19 protein-coding genes and 4 tRNA genes are annotated in these 17,669 nt (G+C 69.6%); 18 read left to right on the top strand and 5 right to left on the bottom strand.

From position 1 onward, the window contains the following. Positions 1–468 precede the first annotated feature (468 nt). The 7 genes from ABD209_RS16360 to rdgB all read left to right on the top strand — a co-directional run bounded on the left by ABD209_RS16360 (position 469) and on the right by rdgB (position 5,758). Positions 469–1,701 (top strand): homogentisate 1,2-dioxygenase, encoded by a 1,233-nt coding sequence (locus tag ABD209_RS16360; RefSeq protein WP_344068150.1) that lies wholly within the window; start codon positions 469–471, stop codon positions 1,699–1,701. Positions 1,702–1,831: 130 nt separating this feature from the next. Further along, positions 1,832–2,122: an ATP-dependent Clp protease adapter ClpS gene (clpS, locus tag ABD209_RS16355; RefSeq protein ID WP_344068147.1), complete on the top strand. Its 291-nt coding sequence runs from the start codon at positions 1,832–1,834 to the stop codon at positions 2,120–2,122. Next, entirely contained in the window at positions 2,122–2,772 is a 651-nt protein-coding gene (locus ABD209_RS16350; protein ID WP_344068145.1) for a DUF2017 domain-containing protein, read from the top strand. The genes clpS and ABD209_RS16350 overlap by 1 nt, the downstream gene beginning before the upstream one ends. A gap of 16 nt (positions 2,773–2,788) precedes the next feature. Further along, positions 2,789–3,610, top strand: a complete 822-nt coding sequence (murI, locus tag ABD209_RS16345) for a glutamate racemase (RefSeq protein ID WP_344068143.1) — start codon at positions 2,789–2,791, stop codon at positions 3,608–3,610. Further along, entirely contained in the window at positions 3,607–4,377 is a 771-nt protein-coding gene (locus ABD209_RS16340) for an MBL fold metallo-hydrolase (protein ID WP_344068140.1), read from the top strand. Before murI ends, ABD209_RS16340 begins: the two co-directional genes overlap by 4 nt. After that, positions 4,374–5,120 carry a ribonuclease PH gene (rph, locus tag ABD209_RS16335; protein ID WP_344068137.1) on the top strand — a complete coding sequence of 249 codons (747 nt, stop codon included), beginning with the start codon at positions 4,374–4,376 and terminating at the stop codon, positions 5,118–5,120. The genes ABD209_RS16340 and rph overlap by 4 nt, the downstream gene beginning before the upstream one ends. Continuing rightward, positions 5,117–5,758, top strand: coding sequence for an RdgB/HAM1 family non-canonical purine NTP pyrophosphatase (gene rdgB / locus ABD209_RS16330; protein WP_344068134.1), 642 nt, complete (start codon positions 5,117–5,119; stop codon positions 5,756–5,758). Before rph ends, rdgB begins: the two co-directional genes overlap by 4 nt. A gap of 24 nt (positions 5,759–5,782) precedes the next feature. On the opposite strand, the gene ABD209_RS16325 is transcribed toward rdgB, so the two are convergent. Together ABD209_RS16325 and ABD209_RS16320 are read right to left on the bottom strand one after the other, a co-directional pair. Continuing rightward, positions 5,783–6,325: a YceI family protein gene (locus tag ABD209_RS16325; protein WP_344068132.1), complete on the bottom strand. Its 543-nt coding sequence runs from the start codon at positions 6,323–6,325 to the stop codon at positions 5,783–5,785. Between the two features lie 99 nt (positions 6,326–6,424). Beyond that, positions 6,425–6,506: transfer RNA gene (locus tag ABD209_RS16320), tRNA-Leu, on the bottom strand. Between the two features lie 85 nt (positions 6,507–6,591). Here ABD209_RS16320 and bcp point away from each other — a divergent pair. Genes bcp through ABD209_RS16305 form a run of 3 tightly spaced genes read left to right on the top strand, consistent with a single transcriptional unit; the run spans position 6,592 to position 7,698 of the window. Then, positions 6,592–7,080 (top strand): thioredoxin-dependent thiol peroxidase, encoded by a 489-nt coding sequence (gene bcp / locus ABD209_RS16315; RefSeq protein ID WP_344068130.1) that lies wholly within the window; start codon positions 6,592–6,594, stop codon positions 7,078–7,080. A 10-nt stretch (positions 7,081–7,090) separates the two neighbouring features. Next, positions 7,091–7,354 (top strand): DUF3618 domain-containing protein, encoded by a 264-nt coding sequence (locus tag ABD209_RS16310; RefSeq protein WP_344068128.1) that lies wholly within the window; start codon positions 7,091–7,093, stop codon positions 7,352–7,354. 20 nt (positions 7,355–7,374) lie between these two features. Continuing rightward, positions 7,375–7,698 carry a GroES family chaperonin gene (locus tag ABD209_RS16305; protein ID WP_344068126.1) on the top strand — a complete coding sequence of 108 codons (324 nt, stop codon included), beginning with the start codon at positions 7,375–7,377 and terminating at the stop codon, positions 7,696–7,698. Positions 7,699–7,782: 84 nt separating this feature from the next. On the opposite strand, the gene ABD209_RS16300 is transcribed toward ABD209_RS16305, so the two are convergent. Further along, on the bottom strand, positions 7,783–8,331 hold the full coding sequence (locus ABD209_RS16300; protein ID WP_425564704.1) for a YbaK/EbsC family protein: 549 nt from the start codon (positions 8,329–8,331) through the stop codon (positions 7,783–7,785). A 77-nt stretch (positions 8,332–8,408) separates the two neighbouring features. Between ABD209_RS16300 and ABD209_RS16295 the strand changes: the two genes are divergently transcribed. The 3 genes from ABD209_RS16295 (at position 8,409) to ABD209_RS16285 (ending at position 9,323) form a co-directional block, all read left to right on the top strand. Then, positions 8,409–9,032 (top strand): copper resistance CopC family protein, encoded by a 624-nt coding sequence (locus tag ABD209_RS16295; RefSeq protein ID WP_344068122.1) that lies wholly within the window; start codon positions 8,409–8,411, stop codon positions 9,030–9,032. Positions 9,033–9,132: 100 nt separating this feature from the next. Continuing rightward, a tRNA-Lys gene (locus ABD209_RS16290) sits at positions 9,133–9,208 on the top strand. Between the two features lie 39 nt (positions 9,209–9,247). Continuing rightward, positions 9,248–9,323, top strand: a tRNA-His gene (locus tag ABD209_RS16285). Positions 9,324–9,528: 205 nt separating this feature from the next. Here the strand turns inward: ABD209_RS16285 and orn are convergent. Beyond that, the gene (orn, locus tag ABD209_RS16280; RefSeq protein ID WP_344068120.1) at positions 9,529–10,161 is read right to left on the bottom strand and encodes an oligoribonuclease; all 633 of its coding nucleotides are present in this window, start codon (positions 10,159–10,161) and stop codon (positions 9,529–9,531) included. A gap of 41 nt (positions 10,162–10,202) precedes the next feature. Here orn and ABD209_RS16275 point away from each other — a divergent pair, with 41 nt between their 5' ends. The 5 genes from ABD209_RS16275 to ABD209_RS16255 all read left to right on the top strand — a co-directional run bounded on the left by ABD209_RS16275 (position 10,203) and on the right by ABD209_RS16255 (position 16,632). Further along, the gene (locus ABD209_RS16275; protein ID WP_344068118.1) at positions 10,203–11,423 is read left to right on the top strand and encodes a PrsW family intramembrane metalloprotease; all 1,221 of its coding nucleotides are present in this window, start codon (positions 10,203–10,205) and stop codon (positions 11,421–11,423) included. An 86-nt stretch (positions 11,424–11,509) separates the two neighbouring features. Further along, positions 11,510–12,712: a M20 metallopeptidase family protein gene (locus ABD209_RS16270; RefSeq protein ID WP_344068116.1), complete on the top strand. Its 1,203-nt coding sequence runs from the start codon at positions 11,510–11,512 to the stop codon at positions 12,710–12,712. A gap of 224 nt (positions 12,713–12,936) precedes the next feature. Beyond that, positions 12,937–13,013, top strand: a tRNA-Arg gene (locus tag ABD209_RS16265). Positions 13,014–13,264: 251 nt separating this feature from the next. Next, positions 13,265–14,974, top strand: coding sequence for a dynamin family protein (locus ABD209_RS16260; protein WP_344068114.1), 1,710 nt, complete (start codon positions 13,265–13,267; stop codon positions 14,972–14,974). Further along, positions 14,971–16,632, top strand: a complete 1,662-nt coding sequence (locus tag ABD209_RS16255; RefSeq protein WP_344068113.1) for a YfjP family GTPase — start codon at positions 14,971–14,973, stop codon at positions 16,630–16,632. The genes ABD209_RS16260 and ABD209_RS16255 overlap by 4 nt, the downstream gene beginning before the upstream one ends. A gap of 12 nt (positions 16,633–16,644) precedes the next feature. Here the strand turns inward: ABD209_RS16255 and ABD209_RS16250 are convergent, their stop codons facing one another. Continuing rightward, entirely contained in the window at positions 16,645–17,367 is a 723-nt protein-coding gene (locus ABD209_RS16250; RefSeq protein ID WP_344068112.1) for a single-stranded DNA-binding protein, read from the bottom strand. Positions 17,368–17,669: the final 302 nt, after the last annotated feature.

The following is a 17,669-nucleotide window of genomic DNA, read 5'->3' as shown; positions in this document are numbered from 1 at the left end:
GGCCGAGCAGGCGGCCCCTGCTCGGTAACCCACGAGTGTTTGTGAGTGAGGCCCCGGCCCGCAACCGACTCAACCATCCTGAGCGGTCACTCCATACGGTCTAAATCCATGGTCCAACGACTGGGCAGATAATCCTATCCTTACGCGAAAACTCGGCGGCGACCCGGACTTCTTGAGCTGGGTGGCTGAGGCCATTCTGGCGGGCAGCCTTTCGAGGGCGCAGTGGCGGCCCCTTGTGCTCCATACGAACATCGAGTGAGCTCCGGCGTGGCCGGAGGCGGCGCAGGAGTTCCTGCCGCTTCGGCGCGGGTAGGCCGGTCCCTGAGCAGATGCACGGCAAGGCCGTCGGGCGCGACGGGTGCCTTAGCGCGATTTGTCGGTGGAATTGGCGGTTCGGCGGGCAGCTTGCCCACGGTTACAGTGAGAGGAGCGGGAGACCCCCGGCCACGTTCACGAAGAGGTGTTCACATGGCGCACTACCAGCGCATGGGAGCCGTGCCGCCCAAGCGGCATACGCAGCATCGAGACCCGCAGGGCGCCTTGTACTACGAAGAGCTGATGGGGGAGGAGGGGTTCTCCTCCGACTCCAGCTTGCTCTACCACCGCAATATCCCCAGCACCGTGACGGCCGCCGCGATCTGGGAGGTGACGGATCAGACCCTCACGCCCAACCACCCGCTGCGCCCGCTCCACCTGAAACTGCACGACCTCTTCGCGCCCGACGCCTCCGGCATCGACGCGGTCACCGGGCGCCGCTTGATCCTCGGCAATAGTGACGTGCGGATCTCTTATGTCGTTGCCGATGCGCCGAGCCCGTTCTACCGCAACGGGATCGGCGACGAGTGCGTATATATCGAGCGCGGAAGTGCCCGCGTCGAGACGGTCTTTGGGGCCTTCGATGTCGGGCGTGGTGACTATGTGATGATCCCGCGGGCCACCACCCACCGGTGGCTGCCGAAGCCCGCGAGCGAGGACCCGGACGGCGAGTCCCTGCGCGCCTATGCCATCGAGGCCAACAGCCATATCGCGCCGCCCAAGCGCTATCTGTCGCGCTATGGGCAGTTGCTCGAGCACGCGCCCTATTGCGAGCGCGACCTGCGCGTCCCGGACGGCCCGCTCCTGGCCGAGGACATCGGCGCCGATCCGAGCGAGGTGACCGAGGTCTACATCAAGCACCGCGGACCGGGACAGGGCGGGATCGCGGGGAGCATCCATACGCACCCCTTCCACGTGCTCGATGTGGTCGGCTGGGACGGCTGCCTCTTTCCCTATGTCTTCAACGTCCGCGACTACGAGCCGATCACCGGCCGCGTGCACCAGCCGCCGCCGGCGCATCAGGTCTTCGAGGGCTGGAACTTCGTGATCTGCAACTTCGTGCCGCGCAAGGTCGACTACCACCCGCTGTCGATCCCGGTGCCCTACTACCACTCCAATGTCGACTCCGACGAAGTCATGTTCTATGTCGACGGCGACTACGAGGCGCGCAAGGGCTCGGGGATCGGCATGGGCTCGATCTCGCTGCATCCCGGCGGCCACGCCCACGGCCCGCAGCCGGGCGCGATGGAGCGCTCGATCGGCGTTGAGTATTTCGACGAACTCGCCGTCATGGTCGACACCTTCAAGCCCCTCGAGCTCGGTGAGGGCGGCCTGGCCTGCGATGACGGGCGCTATTTGCTGTCCTGGTCGACAACGACCGACTGAACCGGCCACGGCGGCACAGGAGCGGGTGACTCAGCACAGGTTGGGTGTCCTCGGGCCTGTCAGAACCTGTTGGAGGACGCCTAACATCTGCTAGCAGCAGTTAGGCACGGGGGCGTCCTAAGCTGGGTCAATGTCCATTGCGCCGGTCGAGCAGGAGATCGTCTCTGCCGACGCGGAAGAGGCGCTCGATGTCCCGTGGATCGTCTTGGTCTGGAACGACCCCGTCAACCTGATGTCCTATGTCACCTTCGTCTTCCAGACGCACTTCGGGTATGCCCGCGATAAGGCCGAGGCCCTCATGCTCGATGTGCACCACAAGGGCAAGGCCGTGGTGGCCACCGGCCCGCGCGAAATGATGGAGATTCATACCGAAGCCCTCCAAGGTTACGGGCTGTGGGCGACCTTCCAGAAGGACGCCTGATGGCGCGCGCATTCACGGTCCGCGGCAAGGGCGCCGACCTGCGGTATGCCGCGCGCCTGGATCAGGCCGAACGCGCGGTCCTCGTGCAGCTTTTCGAGCAGGTGGTCACCCTGATCGGCCCGCCCGCGGACTCGGCCCAACCGGGCGGCGGCGATGAGTTCGATGCCATCGTCGCGGGGCTCGGCTCGGACTTCGGCTCGGTCACGGTCCCGGATTCACCCGCCAGCCTGGGCGGACGTGGCCTGCCCGAGCACCCCCGCGACCCAGCCCTCGACCGGCTCTTCCCGGCCGGCAATCGCACCGACGCCGAGGCCGCCCGCGAGTTCCGCCGCCTGACCGAGCCCACGCTGCGCAGCCGTAAAGTCGACAATCTTCGCACGGCGATCGCCGCCCTGACTCACGCCGTCGACGAGCGGGTCGAACTCGACGCCCCGACCGCCTTGGCCTTCCTCGTTGCCCTGACCGACGTCCGCTTGGTGGTCGGTGACCGGCTGGGCCTGCGCGACGACGAGGACGCGCGGCGCTTGGATGCGGTGGCGCAGGCGGCCGATCCGGACGACCCCGCGGCATACGCGATCGTCGTCTACGACTTCCTGACATGGCTGCAAGAGACGCTCGCCACGTCCATGCTTCCCCGCGCCGGTCGGTGAAATAGGCTCGGCGACTGTGGCTGACGCACCGATCGGAATCTTCGATTCCGGATACGGCGGCCTCACCGTCGCCCGCGCCGTTCTAGACCAATTGCCGCACGAGTCGGTGGCCTATCTCGGGGACACCGCACGCGCTCCCTATGGCCCGCGGCCGATCGCCGAGACCCGCAAGTTCGCGCTGGAGTGCCTCGACCGACTCGTCGATCACGGCGTGAAGATCCTCGTCATCGCCTGCAACACGGCGTCGGCGGCCGTCCTCCACGACGCCCGCGAACGGTACGCCGTGCCCACCGTCGAAGTCATCCGGCCGGCCGTGCGGCGGGCCGCGCGCGCGACGCGCAACAACCGCGTCGGCGTGATCTCGACGGCCGGCACGCACAAGTCGCGTGCCTACCTTGACGCCTTCGCGGCGGCACCCGATATCGATGTCTCGTCCAAGGCGTGCCCCCGCTTCGTGGAGTTCGTCGAGTCCGGGATCACCGGCGGACCGGAGTTGCTGTCAGTCGCTAGGGAATATCTGAATCCATTGGCGCAGAAGGATATCGACACATTGGTGCTGGGATGCACGCACTACCCGCTGCTGACCGGTGTGATCTCCTATGTCATGGGCGAAGGGGTGACCTTGGTGTCCTCGGCGGAGGAGACGGCCAAGGACGTCTATCGCACCCTCGCCGATCTGGATGCCCTGCGCCCGGACGATCTTCCGGACCCAACGCACGGGTTTTCCACGACTGGTGACCCCGAGGAATTCCGGCGCCTCGCCCGGCGCTTCCTCGGCCCGGAGGTCGAGCAGGTTTTCGGCAATCTCGCGCAGCCGGCGCTCGGGGGCGTCCAATGAAGCTGACGGTGCTCGGGTGTGCCGGATCGTTCGCCGGGCCGCATTCGCCGGCGTCGAGTTATCTCGTCCAGGCCGTGCGCGATGGCCGCACACACTCGGTCGTCTTCGATCTGGGCAATGGGTCGTTCGGCACCCTGCAACGGCATCTGGACCCAATGGCCCTCGACGCGGTCTTCCTCTCCCACCTGCATCCGGACCACTGCATCGACCTGACAGGGATGTACGTCTATCGCAAGTACCACCCCGACGGTGCAGCCGGGCAGCGGCTGGCGGTCCATGGGCCGGCCGGGGTGCGCGGCCGGATGCGCAAGGCGTACGAGGGCCTGGAGGACGACGGTATGGATGCCCAGTTCGACTTCCGCCGACTGAGCGACGGTGCCACCGTCGAGGTCGGACCGCTGCGGATCACGGCCCGGAGCGTCGAGCATCCGGTCGAGGCCTTCGGCTTCCGGATCGAGGCGGACGGCGCCATCCTGACGTATTCGGGTGACACCGACTCCTGCGACGGACTGCTCGACCTGGCTCGCGAGAGCGACCTGATGCTCGTGGACGCCGCCTTCGTGGAGGGACGCGACCACACCCGCGGCATCCACCTGACCGGTCGCCGGGCTGCCGAGGCGGCGATCGTCGCCGGCGCGCGGCGGCTGATGCTCACCCACCTGCCCGCCTGGAACGACCCGGCCGTATGCCGTGCCGAGGCCGAGGAGGTCTGGCCGGGGGAAGTGGAAATCGCACGCCTCGGAGCGACATACGATCTTGGGTCGTGACGCGACACGACGGACGGACACCGGATCAACTGCGCGAGGTGCGGATCACTCGCAACTGGCTCGACCACGCCGAGGGGAGCGTGCTCGTGGAGTTCGGGCGCACGCGCGTGTTGTGCGCCGCGTCCTTCACCGAGGGCGTGCCGCGCTGGCTGAAAGGCAAGGGCACCGGGTGGGTGACTGCCGAGTACGAGATGTTGCCCCGCTCGACCAATACCCGCTCCGACCGGGAGTCGCGCAAGGGCCGCGTCGGCGGCCGCACTCATGAGATCTCGCGCCTCGTCGGGCGCTCACTGCGCGCGATCATCGACACTAAAGCCTTGGGCGAGAACACAATCGTCATCGACTGCGATGTGCTCCAGGCGGACGGCGGCACCCGGACCGCATCGGTGACGGGCGCGTATGTCGCCCTGGCCGATGCCATCGCCGACGCGAAGGCGCGCGGGCTGCTGCCCGCCTCGGCCGCCCCGTTGACCGGCTCGGTGGCTGCGGTGAGCGTCGGTGTCGTCGCGGGCGGGGCGGTCCTAGACCTCGACTATCCCGAGGACTCCACGGCCGAGACCGACATGAATGTCGTCATGACCGGTGACGGGCGCTTCGTCGAGGTGCAGGGCACGGCCGAGGGGGAGCCCTTCGACCGGGCGCTGCTCGGCGATCTGCTCGATCTGGCCACAGCCGGCTGCGCGGCGTTGACGGCGCTCCAGCGGGCCGCGCTTGAGGCGCCCGCGCGGGAGCGCCTGCGATGACCCGGCAAGTGGTCCTGGCCACGCTCAATGAGCACAAGGTCTATGAGCTGAATCAGATCCTCGCCAAAGTGGTCGCCGACCTCGACCTCGAGATCGTCTCTGCCGCAGCCTTTCCCGGCGTCCCTGATGTCCGCGAGACCGAGGTGACCTTCGCCGGCAACGCGCGGCTGAAGGCCGAGGCACTCGCCGCCGCGACGGGATTGCCGGCGCTCGCGGACGACTCGGGTCTCGCGGTCGGCGTGCTCGGGGGCTGCCCTGGAGTGTTCAGCGCGCGGTGGTCGGGCACGCGGGCCGGGCTCGCCGCGCCCCGCACGGCCAAAGACCGCGCCAATGTCACGCTGCTGCTCGAACAGCTAGCGGACGTGCCCGCGGAGCACCGTGGCGCGGCGTTCGTGTGCGCGGCCGTCCTCGCGATCCCGGGTGAGGAGATCGCGACCTGCGAGGGCCGCGTGGAGGGGAGGCTGGCCTACGAGCCGCGGGGCAGCAATGGCTTCGGCTACGACCCGATCTTCGTACCCGATGCCGATCCAACGCGGACTCTGGCCGAGTTCACCGACGCCGAGAAGAACGCGATCTCGCACCGCGGCAACGCTTTTCGGTCGATGGAGTCGATAATGCGCGAGCGCCTCGCCAACTGAGAGCCCTACCTACGCGCGCAAGCGTCACTCGAAGGGGATGGTGACCTCGATGCCGATCTCGTCGGCCAGTTTGAGGGTGCCCATCAGCGCGGAATACGGCTGGATGCCGAAAAGGTGCTGGGCGATCGCGCCCGCGAGACGGTAGCAACCGGGCTCCGGTGAGTCGAGGTGGAGGTCAAGCGGCTCGGTGCGGCCGTGCAGCGACAGCGTGCCGTGCACCGTGCCCTCGGTCCAGTCGCCGCTGATCCCCGTGCTGGTGAAGACGACCTGTGGGTGGTCGCCGGTCTGGAGGATTTTGGCGGCGTTCTGCAGGATCTTGCCCCGGTCGCCATCGGTCAGCGGTTTGGCGCCGCCCTGGCCGTCGATGACGACCAGGCTGGTCAGATTCGCGGTAACGCTCAGCGCGCACTCGCTGAGGGCGTCCCCCACGGTGAGGTCGGCCGACCACTGCGTGGCGTCGATGCTCAGGTTGTGGCCCATGGCGGCCGCCGGACCCTCGGTGCCCGTATGCAGCAGGAGGGCGGCGTTGTCGGGCCCGAGTTGATAGTCGCCAGGGGGGATGGGCATGACCCCATCGTGCCGCGCTCCTCCCTGCGGGACGCACCCGGGTCGGCGATGCATATCCGCGGGCCTCTGCGCCACCAGGGTCGGACGTCAGGACAGGCGTGCGCGAGGCGGGACTTGAACCCGCACACCCGAAGGCACCAGAACCTAAATCTGGCGCGTCTGCCAATTCCGCCACTCGCGCGCGGGCCTACTGTAGTTCGGGTTGGGTGCGCGGGCGGGCTGGGATAGGTTGACGGTCGGTAACGGCATACGGACCTGGAGGGCACGTGACCCGACTCGAACCTGGCGAGCACGCCCCGGACTTCACGCTCACCGAGGACCACGGGACGGCGGTTTCGCTTCGCGATTTCCGGGGGCGCAAGGTGATCGTCTATGCCTATCCGAAGGCGATGACGCCTGGCTGCACGACGCAGGCGTGCGATTTCACGCAGTCGCTAGACCGCTTGCAGGCGCACGGCTATGACGTCGTCGGCGTCTCGCCGGACAGCCCCGCTGCGCTGGCGAAGTTCCGCGAGCGCGACCACCTGACCACTACCCTGCTCTCCGACCCGGACAAAACGATGCTCACCGCGTGGGGAGCCTTCGGGGAGAAGAAGAATTACGGCAAGATCGTCCAGGGCGTGATCCGCTCGACTTTCGTCCTCGACGAGGCGGGCACGATCACGCACGCGTGGTACAACGTCAAGGCAACCGGCCACGTCGCCAAGTTGCGGCGCGACCTCGGGCTCGACGCAGCGCCCGGCCCCACCAGCTAGAGAGGCCCCAATGAGCAACGACCCGTCGATCGCCCAACTGCAGGCGGAGATCGCGGCCAGCCGTGAGCGACTCGCCTCGACCATCGACCAACTGACCAGCAAGGCGGCCCCGAAGGCCGTCGTCGCCCGGCAGACCGAGGCCGCCAAGCTGCGCTTCGCCGAGGCGACCAAGACCCCCGAGGGTGACCTGCGCACCGAGCGGCTGGCTGCCGTCGCTGCCGCGCTTGCCGTCGTGCTGATCGTGCGCTGCATCCTGCGGCGCCGCGCCTCCTGACCGTGCCGAAGGCGGCCCCAATGCCGGCCGGCACGCTGCCGATCCGGATGCTGCACGATCGGCTGCTCGTCTCGGTGGAGGGCGAGGCCGGCGAGCGCCGCTCGGGCGGGGGGATCGTCATACCGGCCACGGCGTCGGTGGGGCGGCGGCTGTCGTGGGGCACCGTGGTCGCCGCGGGGCCCAATGCCCGGCAGATCGAACTCGGTGATCGGGTGCTCTTCGACCCCGAGGAGCGGGCGGAGGTCGAGTTGCAGGGCAAGGACTACATCCTCCTGCGCGAGCGTGATCTGCACGCGATCGCCGCTCCCCGGGTGCAGGACGGGCATACCGGGCTCTATCTGTAGCGCTGCCTACCGGCCGGTAGGTGAGGCGATGCGGGCGCTGGGGCGCCCGCTTTGCCACACCTACCCGCTGGTATGCCGGCGGTGTCACCCGGCGCGGTAGCCCAGCCCCTCGACCAACTCGGCTCCCGCCAGTTCGGCGAGGAGGGCTCCGGGCAGGAGGAGCTTGGAGCGGCGCAGCCCGCTGCCGAGGATGACGGCGTCCTGCCTGAGCAGGGCGGCGTCGACAAAGAGGCGCCAGTGCGCGGGCAGCCCGACGGGCGTGATGCCGCCGTACTCCATGCCGGTCTCGGCGACCGCGCGATCCATCGGGTGGAAGGACGCCTTGCGCACGTCGAGGCGGCGTTTGGCGAGGTTGTTGACATCGGCGCGGGTGTCGGCGGCGACGACGCACGCGGCGATCCGCTCCTCACCGGCACGCGAGCCCGAGATCACCACGCAGTTCGCGCTCGCGGGGAGTGGGAGGTTGAAGGCCCTGGTCATCGCCTCGGTGTCGGCAAGGTCGGGGTCGATCTCCACGACCGCCAGTCGGGAGGCGAGATCGGGGCGCGCTCGCAGCGCCTCGGCGACCGGGGCGGCCACGAGGTCGAGACGGTCGGCGGCGGGCAGGGAAGTCAGGCCGGGGAAGGAGGGCAAGGTCACCGGGTCAGCCTATGAGCCACGCCGGGCGACGCGACGACGCCGGAGTCAGCGCGACGGGGGAGAATAGGCCGGTGTCTGCCGTGCGTCGTCTCCTCATCACTGTGCTCGCTCTCGCTACCGCGGCCCTGGTGGTGGTGCCGGGGACGGCCGCGAGCGCGCATACGGCCCTCGTTTCCAGCTCGCCAAAGGCCGGCGCGACCTTGCACGAGTTGCCGACCGAGGTCAGGCTGACGTTCACCGAAGACCTGGCAGCCGAGGTGACGCAGGTGCGCGTCGTCGACGGCGAAGGCCTGTCGATGACCGAGGGCAAGCCGAGCACCGAGGGGCCAACCGTGACGCAGGCGCTGGCCACGACGCTGCACCCGGGCTCGTATGTCGTGACCTACAAGGTCATCAGCGCCGACGGGCACCCGGTCTCCGGAGCGGTCCCGTTCACGGTCGCCGAGGACGCCGTCGCTGCGCCGACGCAGCCAGAATCCGCTCCGGGGCCGACGGCGAACGGGGCTCCGAGTTCCTCGACGTCTCCTGCGGCCACGACGTCCCCGGCTACCGTCGCCGCGCCGGCCACAACTGCTTCGGACGACGGGTCCGCCAACAGCGATGGCGGGATCAGCGCTTGGCTCGTGGGCCTCGCCCTCGCGGGGGTTGCCGTCGCTTTCGGGGTGCTCGGCTGGCGCTATCGCGCGCAACGCTGAGTGGGCCGCGGCCGGTCGGGGCGGGGTGCGCCAGCCGGGAACATGCGCGGGCAAACCGATTTCACGCCCGCCGGGCCGGGATGCTAATGTCTCCCCTCGCGCGCCATTAGCTCAATTGGCAGAGCAGCTGACTCTTAATCAGCGGGTTCGGGGTTCGAGTCCCTGATGGCGCACCAACTTCCCAGCAGCCGGGGCAGCCGGCGCACACAGTCGTGGTGGGCGTAGCTCAGCTGGTAGAGCACCTGGTTGTGGTCCAGGATGTCGCGGGTTCGAGCCCCGTCGCTCACCCCACCGATCAACCTCCCGCCACGTGCGGGAGGTTGATTCATTTCGGGCCGTATGCCGTTCTGCCGCGTGCTCTTGAGCCTCTCGACGAGGCTGAACCGGCCCCTCGACGGGGCTGAACCGGCCTCTCCCACGCCGAGCGTGGGACCCAGACGGGGCGGGCCTCTCCCACGCAGAGCGTGGGACCCAGACGGGGCGGGACGCGAACGGCTCAGTCCGAGACGCGGGCGGCGATTGCGCGGGCCGAGATCGAGTCCGGGCCGGGCTGCGGGACGAAGACGGCCTCGCGGTAGTAGCGCAACTCGGTGATCGACTCGCGGATGTCGGCCAAGGCCCGGTGGCCGCCCTTCTTGGCGGGCGCGTTGAAATAGGCCCTGGGGTACCACCGGCGCGAGAGCTCCTTGATCGAGGAGACGTCGACGATCCGGTAGTGCAGCCAGGCGTCCAGCTCGGGCATATCGCGCGCCAGGAAGCCGCGATCGGTGGCCACCGTGTTCCCGCCCAGCGGCGCCCGCCGCGGCTCGGGCACCCACTCCTTGACATAGGCCATGACCTGCGCGCACGCGTCGTCGAGGGTGATCCCGTGCTCCAATTCGTCGAGCAGGCCGGAGGACGTATGCATCGTCCGCACCACATCGTTCATCTGTGCCAGCGCCTCGGCCGGGGGCTTGATGACCAGATCGACGCCCTCGCCGAGTTGGTTGAGCTCGAAGTCGGTGACGAGGGCCGCGACTTCGACCAGGGCGTCGGCTTCCAGCGACAGCCCGGTCATCTCGCAGTCGATCCAGACGATGCGATCTTTGGTAGCCCGGTCCACCTCGGGCTTGGGCGTACGTTCCGTCACCCGGCCAACCTTACGACCAGGCCTGCATTACCCTCCCATGCATGGCATGGCAGCAGGCCCCCGTGGCTCCCAACCAGCAGCAGCCGGGTCCGACCGGCGGGGGCGGGTATGCGTCATACGTGCCTGGTTATCAGCCCGTGGCGGCCGCGGCGAGCCCGCGGCGGGCGCTGCGGGGCTGGCTGGTCACGGGTCTGCTCGTCGCCGGCTTCACGATTGCGGGTCTGGCGCTCGCGGCCTACTTCGGCGCGGCGCTGGGCGTCATCACGGCGTTGCTCGCACTGCTGCTGGCCGCGATCCCGCTCGGTATCGTCGTTCCGACGTTCTTGTGGCTCGACCGCTTCGAGGCCGAGCCGCGGCGCTATCTGATCGTCGCCTTCCTCTGGGGCGCGCTCGTCGCGTCTCTGCTCGCGGCGTTGTTCAACACGGGCGCCATGCTGGTGATCCAGGCGGCGACGGATCCGGCGAGCGCGATGGCGACCACGGCGACCGTGGTTGCGCCCGTGGTCGAGGAGTCGCTCAAGGGCCTGATCGTGCTGCTCATCTGGCGGCTGCGGCGTCGGGAGTTCGACGGGATCGTCGACGGGATGGTCTACGCCGGCATCGCCGCCGCCGGGTTCGCGTTCACCGAGAACATCCAATATCTGGGGCAGGCGTATGCCGCGGGTGGTCAGGAGATGCTCGCCGCCACCTTCGTCGGGCGCGGGGTGATGAGTCCGTTCGCCCACCCGATGTTCACCTGCCTGACCGGCATCGGGATCGGTGTCGCCGCCACCGCTCGCAGCGGACTAGCTCGGGTCGTTGCGCCCGTGGTCGGGTGGGCGCTGGCCGTGACCGCCCACGGGCTGTGGAATCTATCCGCCGTGACCGGGGGCGCCGGACTGCTGGTCGGCTACTTCCTCGTGGGCGTGCCGGTGTTCGTCGGGTATGCCGTGCTCGTCATCTGGGCGCGGCGCCGCGAGGGGCGGATCATCGGCAAATACCTCAGCCAATACGCCGACGCCGGCTGGCTGAGCCCGAGCGAGGTCGTCATGCTCGCCAGTATGGGGCACCGCCGCGAGGCGCGCGTGTGGGCCAAGAGCTCGAGCGGTTCCGCCGGGCTGGCGTCGATGCGCCAGTTTCAAGACGCCGCCTCGGAGTTGGGGCTGCTGCGCCACCGGATGTACCACCAGTCGGCGGATGCCCGGGCGCTGGACACCGAGCGCCAACTGCTGGACACCATGACCCTGGCCCGCCGCAGCTTCCTCGGCACAACCGTGCGGTGACCGGCGGCAACGCTGTGCCCCGGCTGGCCCTTCGACCGACTGTCAAGCCCTACCACGTTGAACCGTCCCGGAGCCGGAGAAAAGTTGTGACTGACCTACTGCCCCCAGGATTCGCCGATGAGCTGACGGCGCTGCGGCATGAGTTGCACCGCCACCCCGAGCTCGGGCTGGACCTGCCCCATACCCAGCGCCGGGTGCTCGACGCGCTCGACGGGCTGGGCCTGGAGATCATCCTCGGCACCGGGCTGTCGTCGGTCGTCGCGGTGGTGCGGGGCGCGGCGCCTGTCGATGGTCAGCGGCGGGCGGTGCTGTTGCGGGGGGACATGGATGCCCTGCCGCTGACCGAGCGGCTCGACGTCGACTACGTCTCGCAGGAGCCCGGCCTGATGCACGCGTGCGGGCATGACCTGCACGTGGCGGGCCTGGTGGGTGCGGCCCGCCTGCTCGCGGCTCGCCGGCACGAACTCGCGGGCGACGTCATTCTGATGTTCCAGCCGGGGGAGGAAGGGCCGGGCGGGGCGGCGATCATGCTGGAGGAGGGCCTGCTGGACGCGGCAGGTGTGCCGGTGATCGCGGCATACGCCCTCCACGTGTCGTCGGCGGGTGAGCCGCTCGGGACGTGGTTCGGGCGGCCGGGGCCGATGATGGCCGCTGCCGACGAATGCGTCGTGCGTGTCATGGGCAAGGGCGGGCACGGCTCGCAACCGCACCTCGCGCTCGACCCGGTGCCGGTGGCCTGCGAGATCGTGCTCGCGCTCCAGTTGATGGTCACCCGCCAGTTCGACGCGATGGATCCGATGGTGGTCACCTGCGGCAAGATCGCCGGCGGCACCAAGGACAACATCATCCCCGACGACGCGATCCTGGAACTCACCGTCCGCACCTTCTCCGACGCCAACCGCTCGCGCGTGCACGATGCCCTCGGGCGCGTCGTCAACGGCATCACCGCGGCCCACGGGATGACCGGCGACGTCACCTGGCTGATGGGCTATCCGGTGACCTCGAACGACGCCACCGAATGGGACTTCCTGCGCTCGACCGCCGTGGAGTTGTTCGGCGAGAGCCGGTATGCCGAGATGCCCCACCCGGAGGCGGGTGCCGAGGACTTCGCCTTCGTCGCGCAGCAGGTGCCGTCGGCCTACGTCTTTCTGTCGGCCTGCCCCGCGGCCGATCCCAAGCAGGCGCCCGACAACCATTCGCCCATCGCGCACTTCGACGACTCGGTCCTGCCGGACCAGGCGCTGCTGCTCGCCGAACTTGCCCTCCGGCGGCTGCGCGACCCGCGCTGACGCCCCAGCGCGTATGCCGAGCGGTCGCCGCGGTCGGTGAACGCGGCGGTGGTGAAACGCCGCGGTGGTGAAACGCCGCGGTCGGTGAACGCCGCGGTCGGTGAACGCCGCGGTGGGTTCGCAGGTCGCGTGCGCGTATGCCGCTCGGCAGGTGCCCGCGGCCCTGTCCGGGTTTACCGGGACGGGCGTGCCGGCTGGCGCGCCGTAGACTTCTGGACGCCACTGCCCCCGTAGCTCAGCTGGATAGAGCAAGGGCCTTCTAATCCCGAGGTCGCAGGTTCGAGTCCTGCCGGGGGCGCCAGCTCGAGGGCACTGCGAGGGACGAGCAGGGCCGCGAGTTGGCGACCACGGCAGAAGTAACAGGCGCGTGGAATGGAATGAAGGCGCCGACGGGGGCGCCAGCTCGAGGGCACTGCGAGGGACGAGCAGGGCCGCGAGTTGGCGACCACGGCCCCCGCCGGGTGGCATTGCCGATCGGTGCCCAACCATCCTTGCCCGAGACGGCGCGTGCGGGTCCGATTGCCGCAGGCTAATGGCGGGTAATCTTGGTGCGTGTCAACGACGGCGGCAGGCAGCGATCAGTTGCTGCCTGCTGTGCGTGAGTTCCGCGACCGGGTTGCCGAGAGCGTCCTGCCGCTGGACCTGCCCAGCACCGCGGCGGCGAAGGACAATCGCGCGGCGCTGTTGCGGCAACTCGACGACTACGTCATCCCGCGCCTGTCGTCGATCGACGCGCCGCTGTTGGCGGTGATCGGCGGGTCGACGGGAGCCGGCAAGTCGACGCTGGTCAACTCGCTCTTGCGCCGTGAGGTCAGCCGCGCCGGCGTCATCCGCCCGACCACGACGAGCCCGGTGCTGGTACATCACCCGCAGGACGAGCGCTGGTTCGCCGACGCGCGGATCCTGCCCGAGTTGAGCCGGGTCACCGGCGAGGTCACGAACCGCGATGCGGAGAACACCGTGCGGCTGGTGGAATCCACCGAGTTGCCCGCGGGTCTGGCGCTGCTTGATGCCCCCGATATCGACTCGGTCGTCTCGGCCAATCGCGGCCTGTCTCGGCAGTTGCTCGCGGCCGCTGATCTGTGGCTCTTCGTCACGACGGCAGCCCGGTATGCCGATGCCGTGCCATGGGAGCTGCTGCGCCAGGCTGCCGACCGAGGGACAGCCGTGGCGATCGTCTTGGACCGGGTGCCCCCCGAGGTGATGGGGGAGGTGCGCCCTCATCTGGTGGACATGCTCCGCGAGCAGGGCCTGGGCACCTCGCCGGTCTTCCCCATCCCGGAGACGACGCTGACCGATGGCGGCCTGATCCCCGACGCTGACATCGCCCGCCTTCGGTCGTGGCTGACCGACCTCGCCGCGGACGCGGGCGCGCGCGAGGTGGTCGTCCGCCAGACCTTGTCCGGCGCGCTCGCGTCTCTCGACGAGCGCGCCGAGGAACTCATCTCGGCCAGTCGCGCCCAGCAGCGGGTCACTGGGCAGTTGCGCCACGACGTGGACGCCGCGTTCGCGGCCGCCCGCAAGGGCGTCTCGGCGGGGATGAGCGACGGCCAGTTGCTGCGGGGCGAGGTGCTTGCGCGGTGGCAGGAATTCGTGGGCACCGGCGAGTTCTTCAAGAAGGTCGAGTCGGGGGTATCGCGACTGCGCGACCGGATCACCGGAGCGCTGACCGGCAAGACGACCACTCAGGCCGACGTCGACGAGGCTCTGCACGTCGGCGTGGCGCAGTTGATCGAAGCTAACAGCACGGCGGCCGCCGCGGATATCGCGCGCTCCTGGCGCGGGTCGCCCGCCGGGGCGGAGTTGCTCGGTGCCAACCCGGACCTGGGCAAGCCCTCGCGCGATCTGTCCGAGCGCGTCGACCGGGAGGTCCGCAGCTGGCAGGACGACGTGCTCGACATCGTCCGCAGCGAGGGCCGCGACCGGCGCACGAATGCGCGGATCGCGGCATACGGCGTCAACGGCATCGGCCTCTTCCTGATGCTCGTGACCTTCGCCCACACCGCCGGCCTGACCGGCGCCGAGGTCGGCATCGCGGGCGGCACTTCCGTGCTGGCCCAGCGGGTGTTGGAGGCGATTTTCGGTGACCAGGCCGTGCGCACGATGTCGGAGAAGGCGCGCGCCGCGCTCCTGGCCCGTGCCGACGCGGTCATCGACCGGGAGCAGGCCCGCTACCTCGACGCGATCGGCGCGCGAACGGTCCCGGAGGACCAGACCCAGCGTCTGGCACGCGCCCTGGACAAGGTGCAGGCGGCCCGGTGAATCCCCTCAAGCTCGGCCGCGCCTCGGGGGTGAGCGCCGAAGACCTGCAACGGCATGCTGCCGCACTCGCCGCCGCGCTGGCCGCCGGTGCTGCCCAGCTGGATCCCGTTGCGGCGGAACGCGCGCGAGCCGTGACCGCGAAGGTCGCCGGACGGACTGCGCATACGGGCAGCCACACCGTCATCGCCTTCGCCGGCGCGACCGGGAGCGGCAAATCCAGCCTGTTCAACGCCGTCGTCGGCAGCGATGTCGCGACCATCGGAGCGCGCCGCCCGACCACCTCCAAGCCCACGGCCGCCATTTGGGGCGACGACCCCGCGGGCCCGCTCCTGGACTGGCTCGAGGTCGATAACCGCCACCAGGTCGGCACGGGCGGATCGCTCGACGGCCTCGTCCTGCTCGACCTGCCCGACTTCGACTCCCGGGAGAGCGCCAACCGGGCCGAGGCCGAGCGCATGCTCGAACTCGTCGACGTCTTTGTGTGGGTCACGGACCCACAGAAGTATGCCGACGCTCGCCTCCACGACGACTATGTCGCCGCAATGACCAACTACGACGCCGTGACGATCGTTGTGCTCAACCAGGCCGACCGGCTCACCCCGCGCCAGCAACAGGAATGCCTCGCCGATCTGTCCCGGCTGCTGCAGCGCGACGGGCTGACCAAGGCCAAGGTGCTGGCTACCTCGGCGCGCACCGGTCTCGGCGTCGGCGAGTTGCGCGAGGACCTCGCGCAAGCCGTCGAGGGCGCCCGCGCTGCGCGCACCCGACTCGACGCCGACGTGCGGTCGGTCGCCACCGCCTTGCGACACGGCGTCGGCGACTCCGAGCCCGAACTCAAGGGCGCGAACACCAAGGAACTCGTGACCGCCCTGGCGCGCGCCGCCGGAGTGCCAACGGTCGCCGAGGCCGTGCGACGCGACTATCAGCGCCAGGCCGTCGCCGCGACCGGCTGGCCCTTCACCCGCTGGGTTTCCGCCCTGCGACCCGACCCGCTGAAACGCCTGCGCCTCGACCCCATGGAGGAGAAGGCGCTCGGCTCGCGGGAGGTGCGACGCAGCGTCACGCGGTCGTCCATCCCGGAGGCCACGCCAGCCGCTCAGGCTGCGGTCGAACTCGCTGCCCGCCGACTCGCGCAATCGGCAGGAGGCGATCTGCCACAGCCCTGGGCCGAAGCCGTCGCGCTCGCGGCGCTGCCGTCGGCGGCCGGACGCGCCGACGACCTCGACGAAGCCGTCGTCGGCACGCGTCTGCCAGGCCGCCGCCCCATGTGGTGGTCGGTCCTCGGCATCCTCCAACTCCTTCTCGCCCTCGCGACCGTTGCGGGACTGGTCTGGCTCGCAGCGATCTTCGTCGTCGGTTGGTTCCAACTGCCGGAGCTGCCGACCGTGCACGTGGGACCGTTCGCCCTGCCCTTCGTTTTGCTCGCCGGCGGGCTGGCACTCGGCTGGTTCCTGGCGCTGATCTCCCGGTGGTTCGCCTCGGTCGGCGCCCGGCGCCGCTCGGCGTCCGCCCGGCGGAAGCTGGACGATGCCATCGCCACGGTTGCGGATCGCAGCATCGTGCAGCCCGTCGCCGCGGTGCTCGCCCGGCACCGGGAGACCAGGATCCAACTCGACGCTGCCGGGGCCACGATGCCCGGGGCCGCGCGGCGCCGCTGACCGGACAGCCCGTCAGTCGCGGATGCCCGCCTCCGCCGGGGCGCCGGCCCCGGCGAGCCAGCGGTCGGGCTCGAAGTCGCCCATCTCGTCGCTCTGCTCGACGGCGTCACCTGCCCGCTGGTCAGCCAGCGGTAATCCGTCCGGGCCGACCTCGACATAGGCCGGGTTCCAGCTCTCGACGTTATCGCCGGACCTGTCGGCCCCGTCACTGCCGCGCCGGGCGTTGTCGGCCGGATGGTCGGCACCTGAGTCCCACGGCGAACCGACCGCCTGACTCCCGACCTGGCCCTCGCCATCGCCGGCGCCCCAGTTGTTGGCGCGCGCCTCGGCGACGACGGGGTCGTTGGTGCGGTCACCCGGGTCGAGGCGCAGCTTCATGCCCTTGGTGTACTCGGTGTAGCCGTAGGTCAGGTCGTGCCCGATCGACGTGGCCTCGATCTCGACGCTGGTGTTCTTGCCATTTCCGTCGGTGCGGTCGAAGAGCTTGACCAGCAGCTTGCCGTGGACGACGACCGGGTGCCCCTTGGCCAGCGAATCCTTGGCATTGCGGCCCAAATAGCGCCAGGCAATGACATTGAAGAAGGCCGTCTCCCGGTCCTCCCACGCCCCGTCGCTGCGCCGCAGCCGGACGGTCGACGCCACCCGGAAGGTCGTGAACAGCGCTCCCGAGCGGCTGACGCGCTCCTCGGGGTCGGCGCACAGGCGCCCACTGACGGTCACATAGTTCTCGTTCATCCCTGCCCCCTTCGGGCCTCGCCCCTCGCGCGGTCGCGAAGGTTCGATGCCAGCCTGGCAAGCCGCCGAGCTACTCGCCACGACCCGCGAAAACCCTGTGGATCACGGGCACCGCGGTCGGCGGCTGTGGACAAAGCTGAGGCCCAACCCGCCCCGCCCCCTCACGGCATGGTGCGAACCGTCGAACGGGTGAGGTGACTTAGACCGTATGGAGTGACCGCTCAGGATGGTTGAGTCGGTTGCGGGCCGGGGCCTCACTCACAAACACTCGTGGGTTACCGAGCAGGGGCCGCCTGCTCGGC

The sequence above is a fragment of the Nostocoides vanveenii genome (assembly GCF_039531165.1).
GTDB classification, from domain to species: domain Bacteria; phylum Actinomycetota; class Actinomycetes; order Actinomycetales; family Dermatophilaceae; genus Nostocoides_A; species Nostocoides_A vanveenii.
Note: the sequence above shows the minus strand (reverse complement) of the source record. Positions and strands in the feature narration are given on the sequence as shown.

Coding starts and splice junctions, on each gene's coding strand:
- ABD209_RS16360 (WP_344068150.1), top strand. CDS start 469: ATGGCGCACTACCAGCGCATGGGAGCCGTGCCGCCCAAGCGGCATACG.
- clpS (WP_344068147.1), top strand. CDS start 1,832: ATGTCCATTGCGCCGGTCGAGCAGGAGATCGTCTCTGCCGACGCGGAA.
- ABD209_RS16350 (WP_344068145.1), top strand. CDS start 2,122: ATGGCGCGCGCATTCACGGTCCGCGGCAAGGGCGCCGACCTGCGGTAT.
- ABD209_RS16340 (WP_344068140.1), top strand. CDS start 3,607: ATGAAGCTGACGGTGCTCGGGTGTGCCGGATCGTTCGCCGGGCCGCAT.
- rdgB (WP_344068134.1), top strand. CDS start 5,117: ATGACCCGGCAAGTGGTCCTGGCCACGCTCAATGAGCACAAGGTCTAT.
- ABD209_RS16325 (WP_344068132.1), bottom strand. CDS start 6,325: ATGCCCATCCCCCCTGGCGACTATCAACTCGGGCCCGACAACGCCGCC.
- ABD209_RS16310 (WP_344068128.1), top strand. CDS start 7,091: ATGAGCAACGACCCGTCGATCGCCCAACTGCAGGCGGAGATCGCGGCC.
- ABD209_RS16305 (WP_344068126.1), top strand. CDS start 7,375: ATGCCGGCCGGCACGCTGCCGATCCGGATGCTGCACGATCGGCTGCTC.
- ABD209_RS16275 (WP_344068118.1), top strand. CDS start 10,203: ATGGCATGGCAGCAGGCCCCCGTGGCTCCCAACCAGCAGCAGCCGGGT.
- ABD209_RS16250 (WP_344068112.1), bottom strand. CDS start 17,367: ATGAACGAGAACTATGTGACCGTCAGTGGGCGCCTGTGCGCCGACCCC.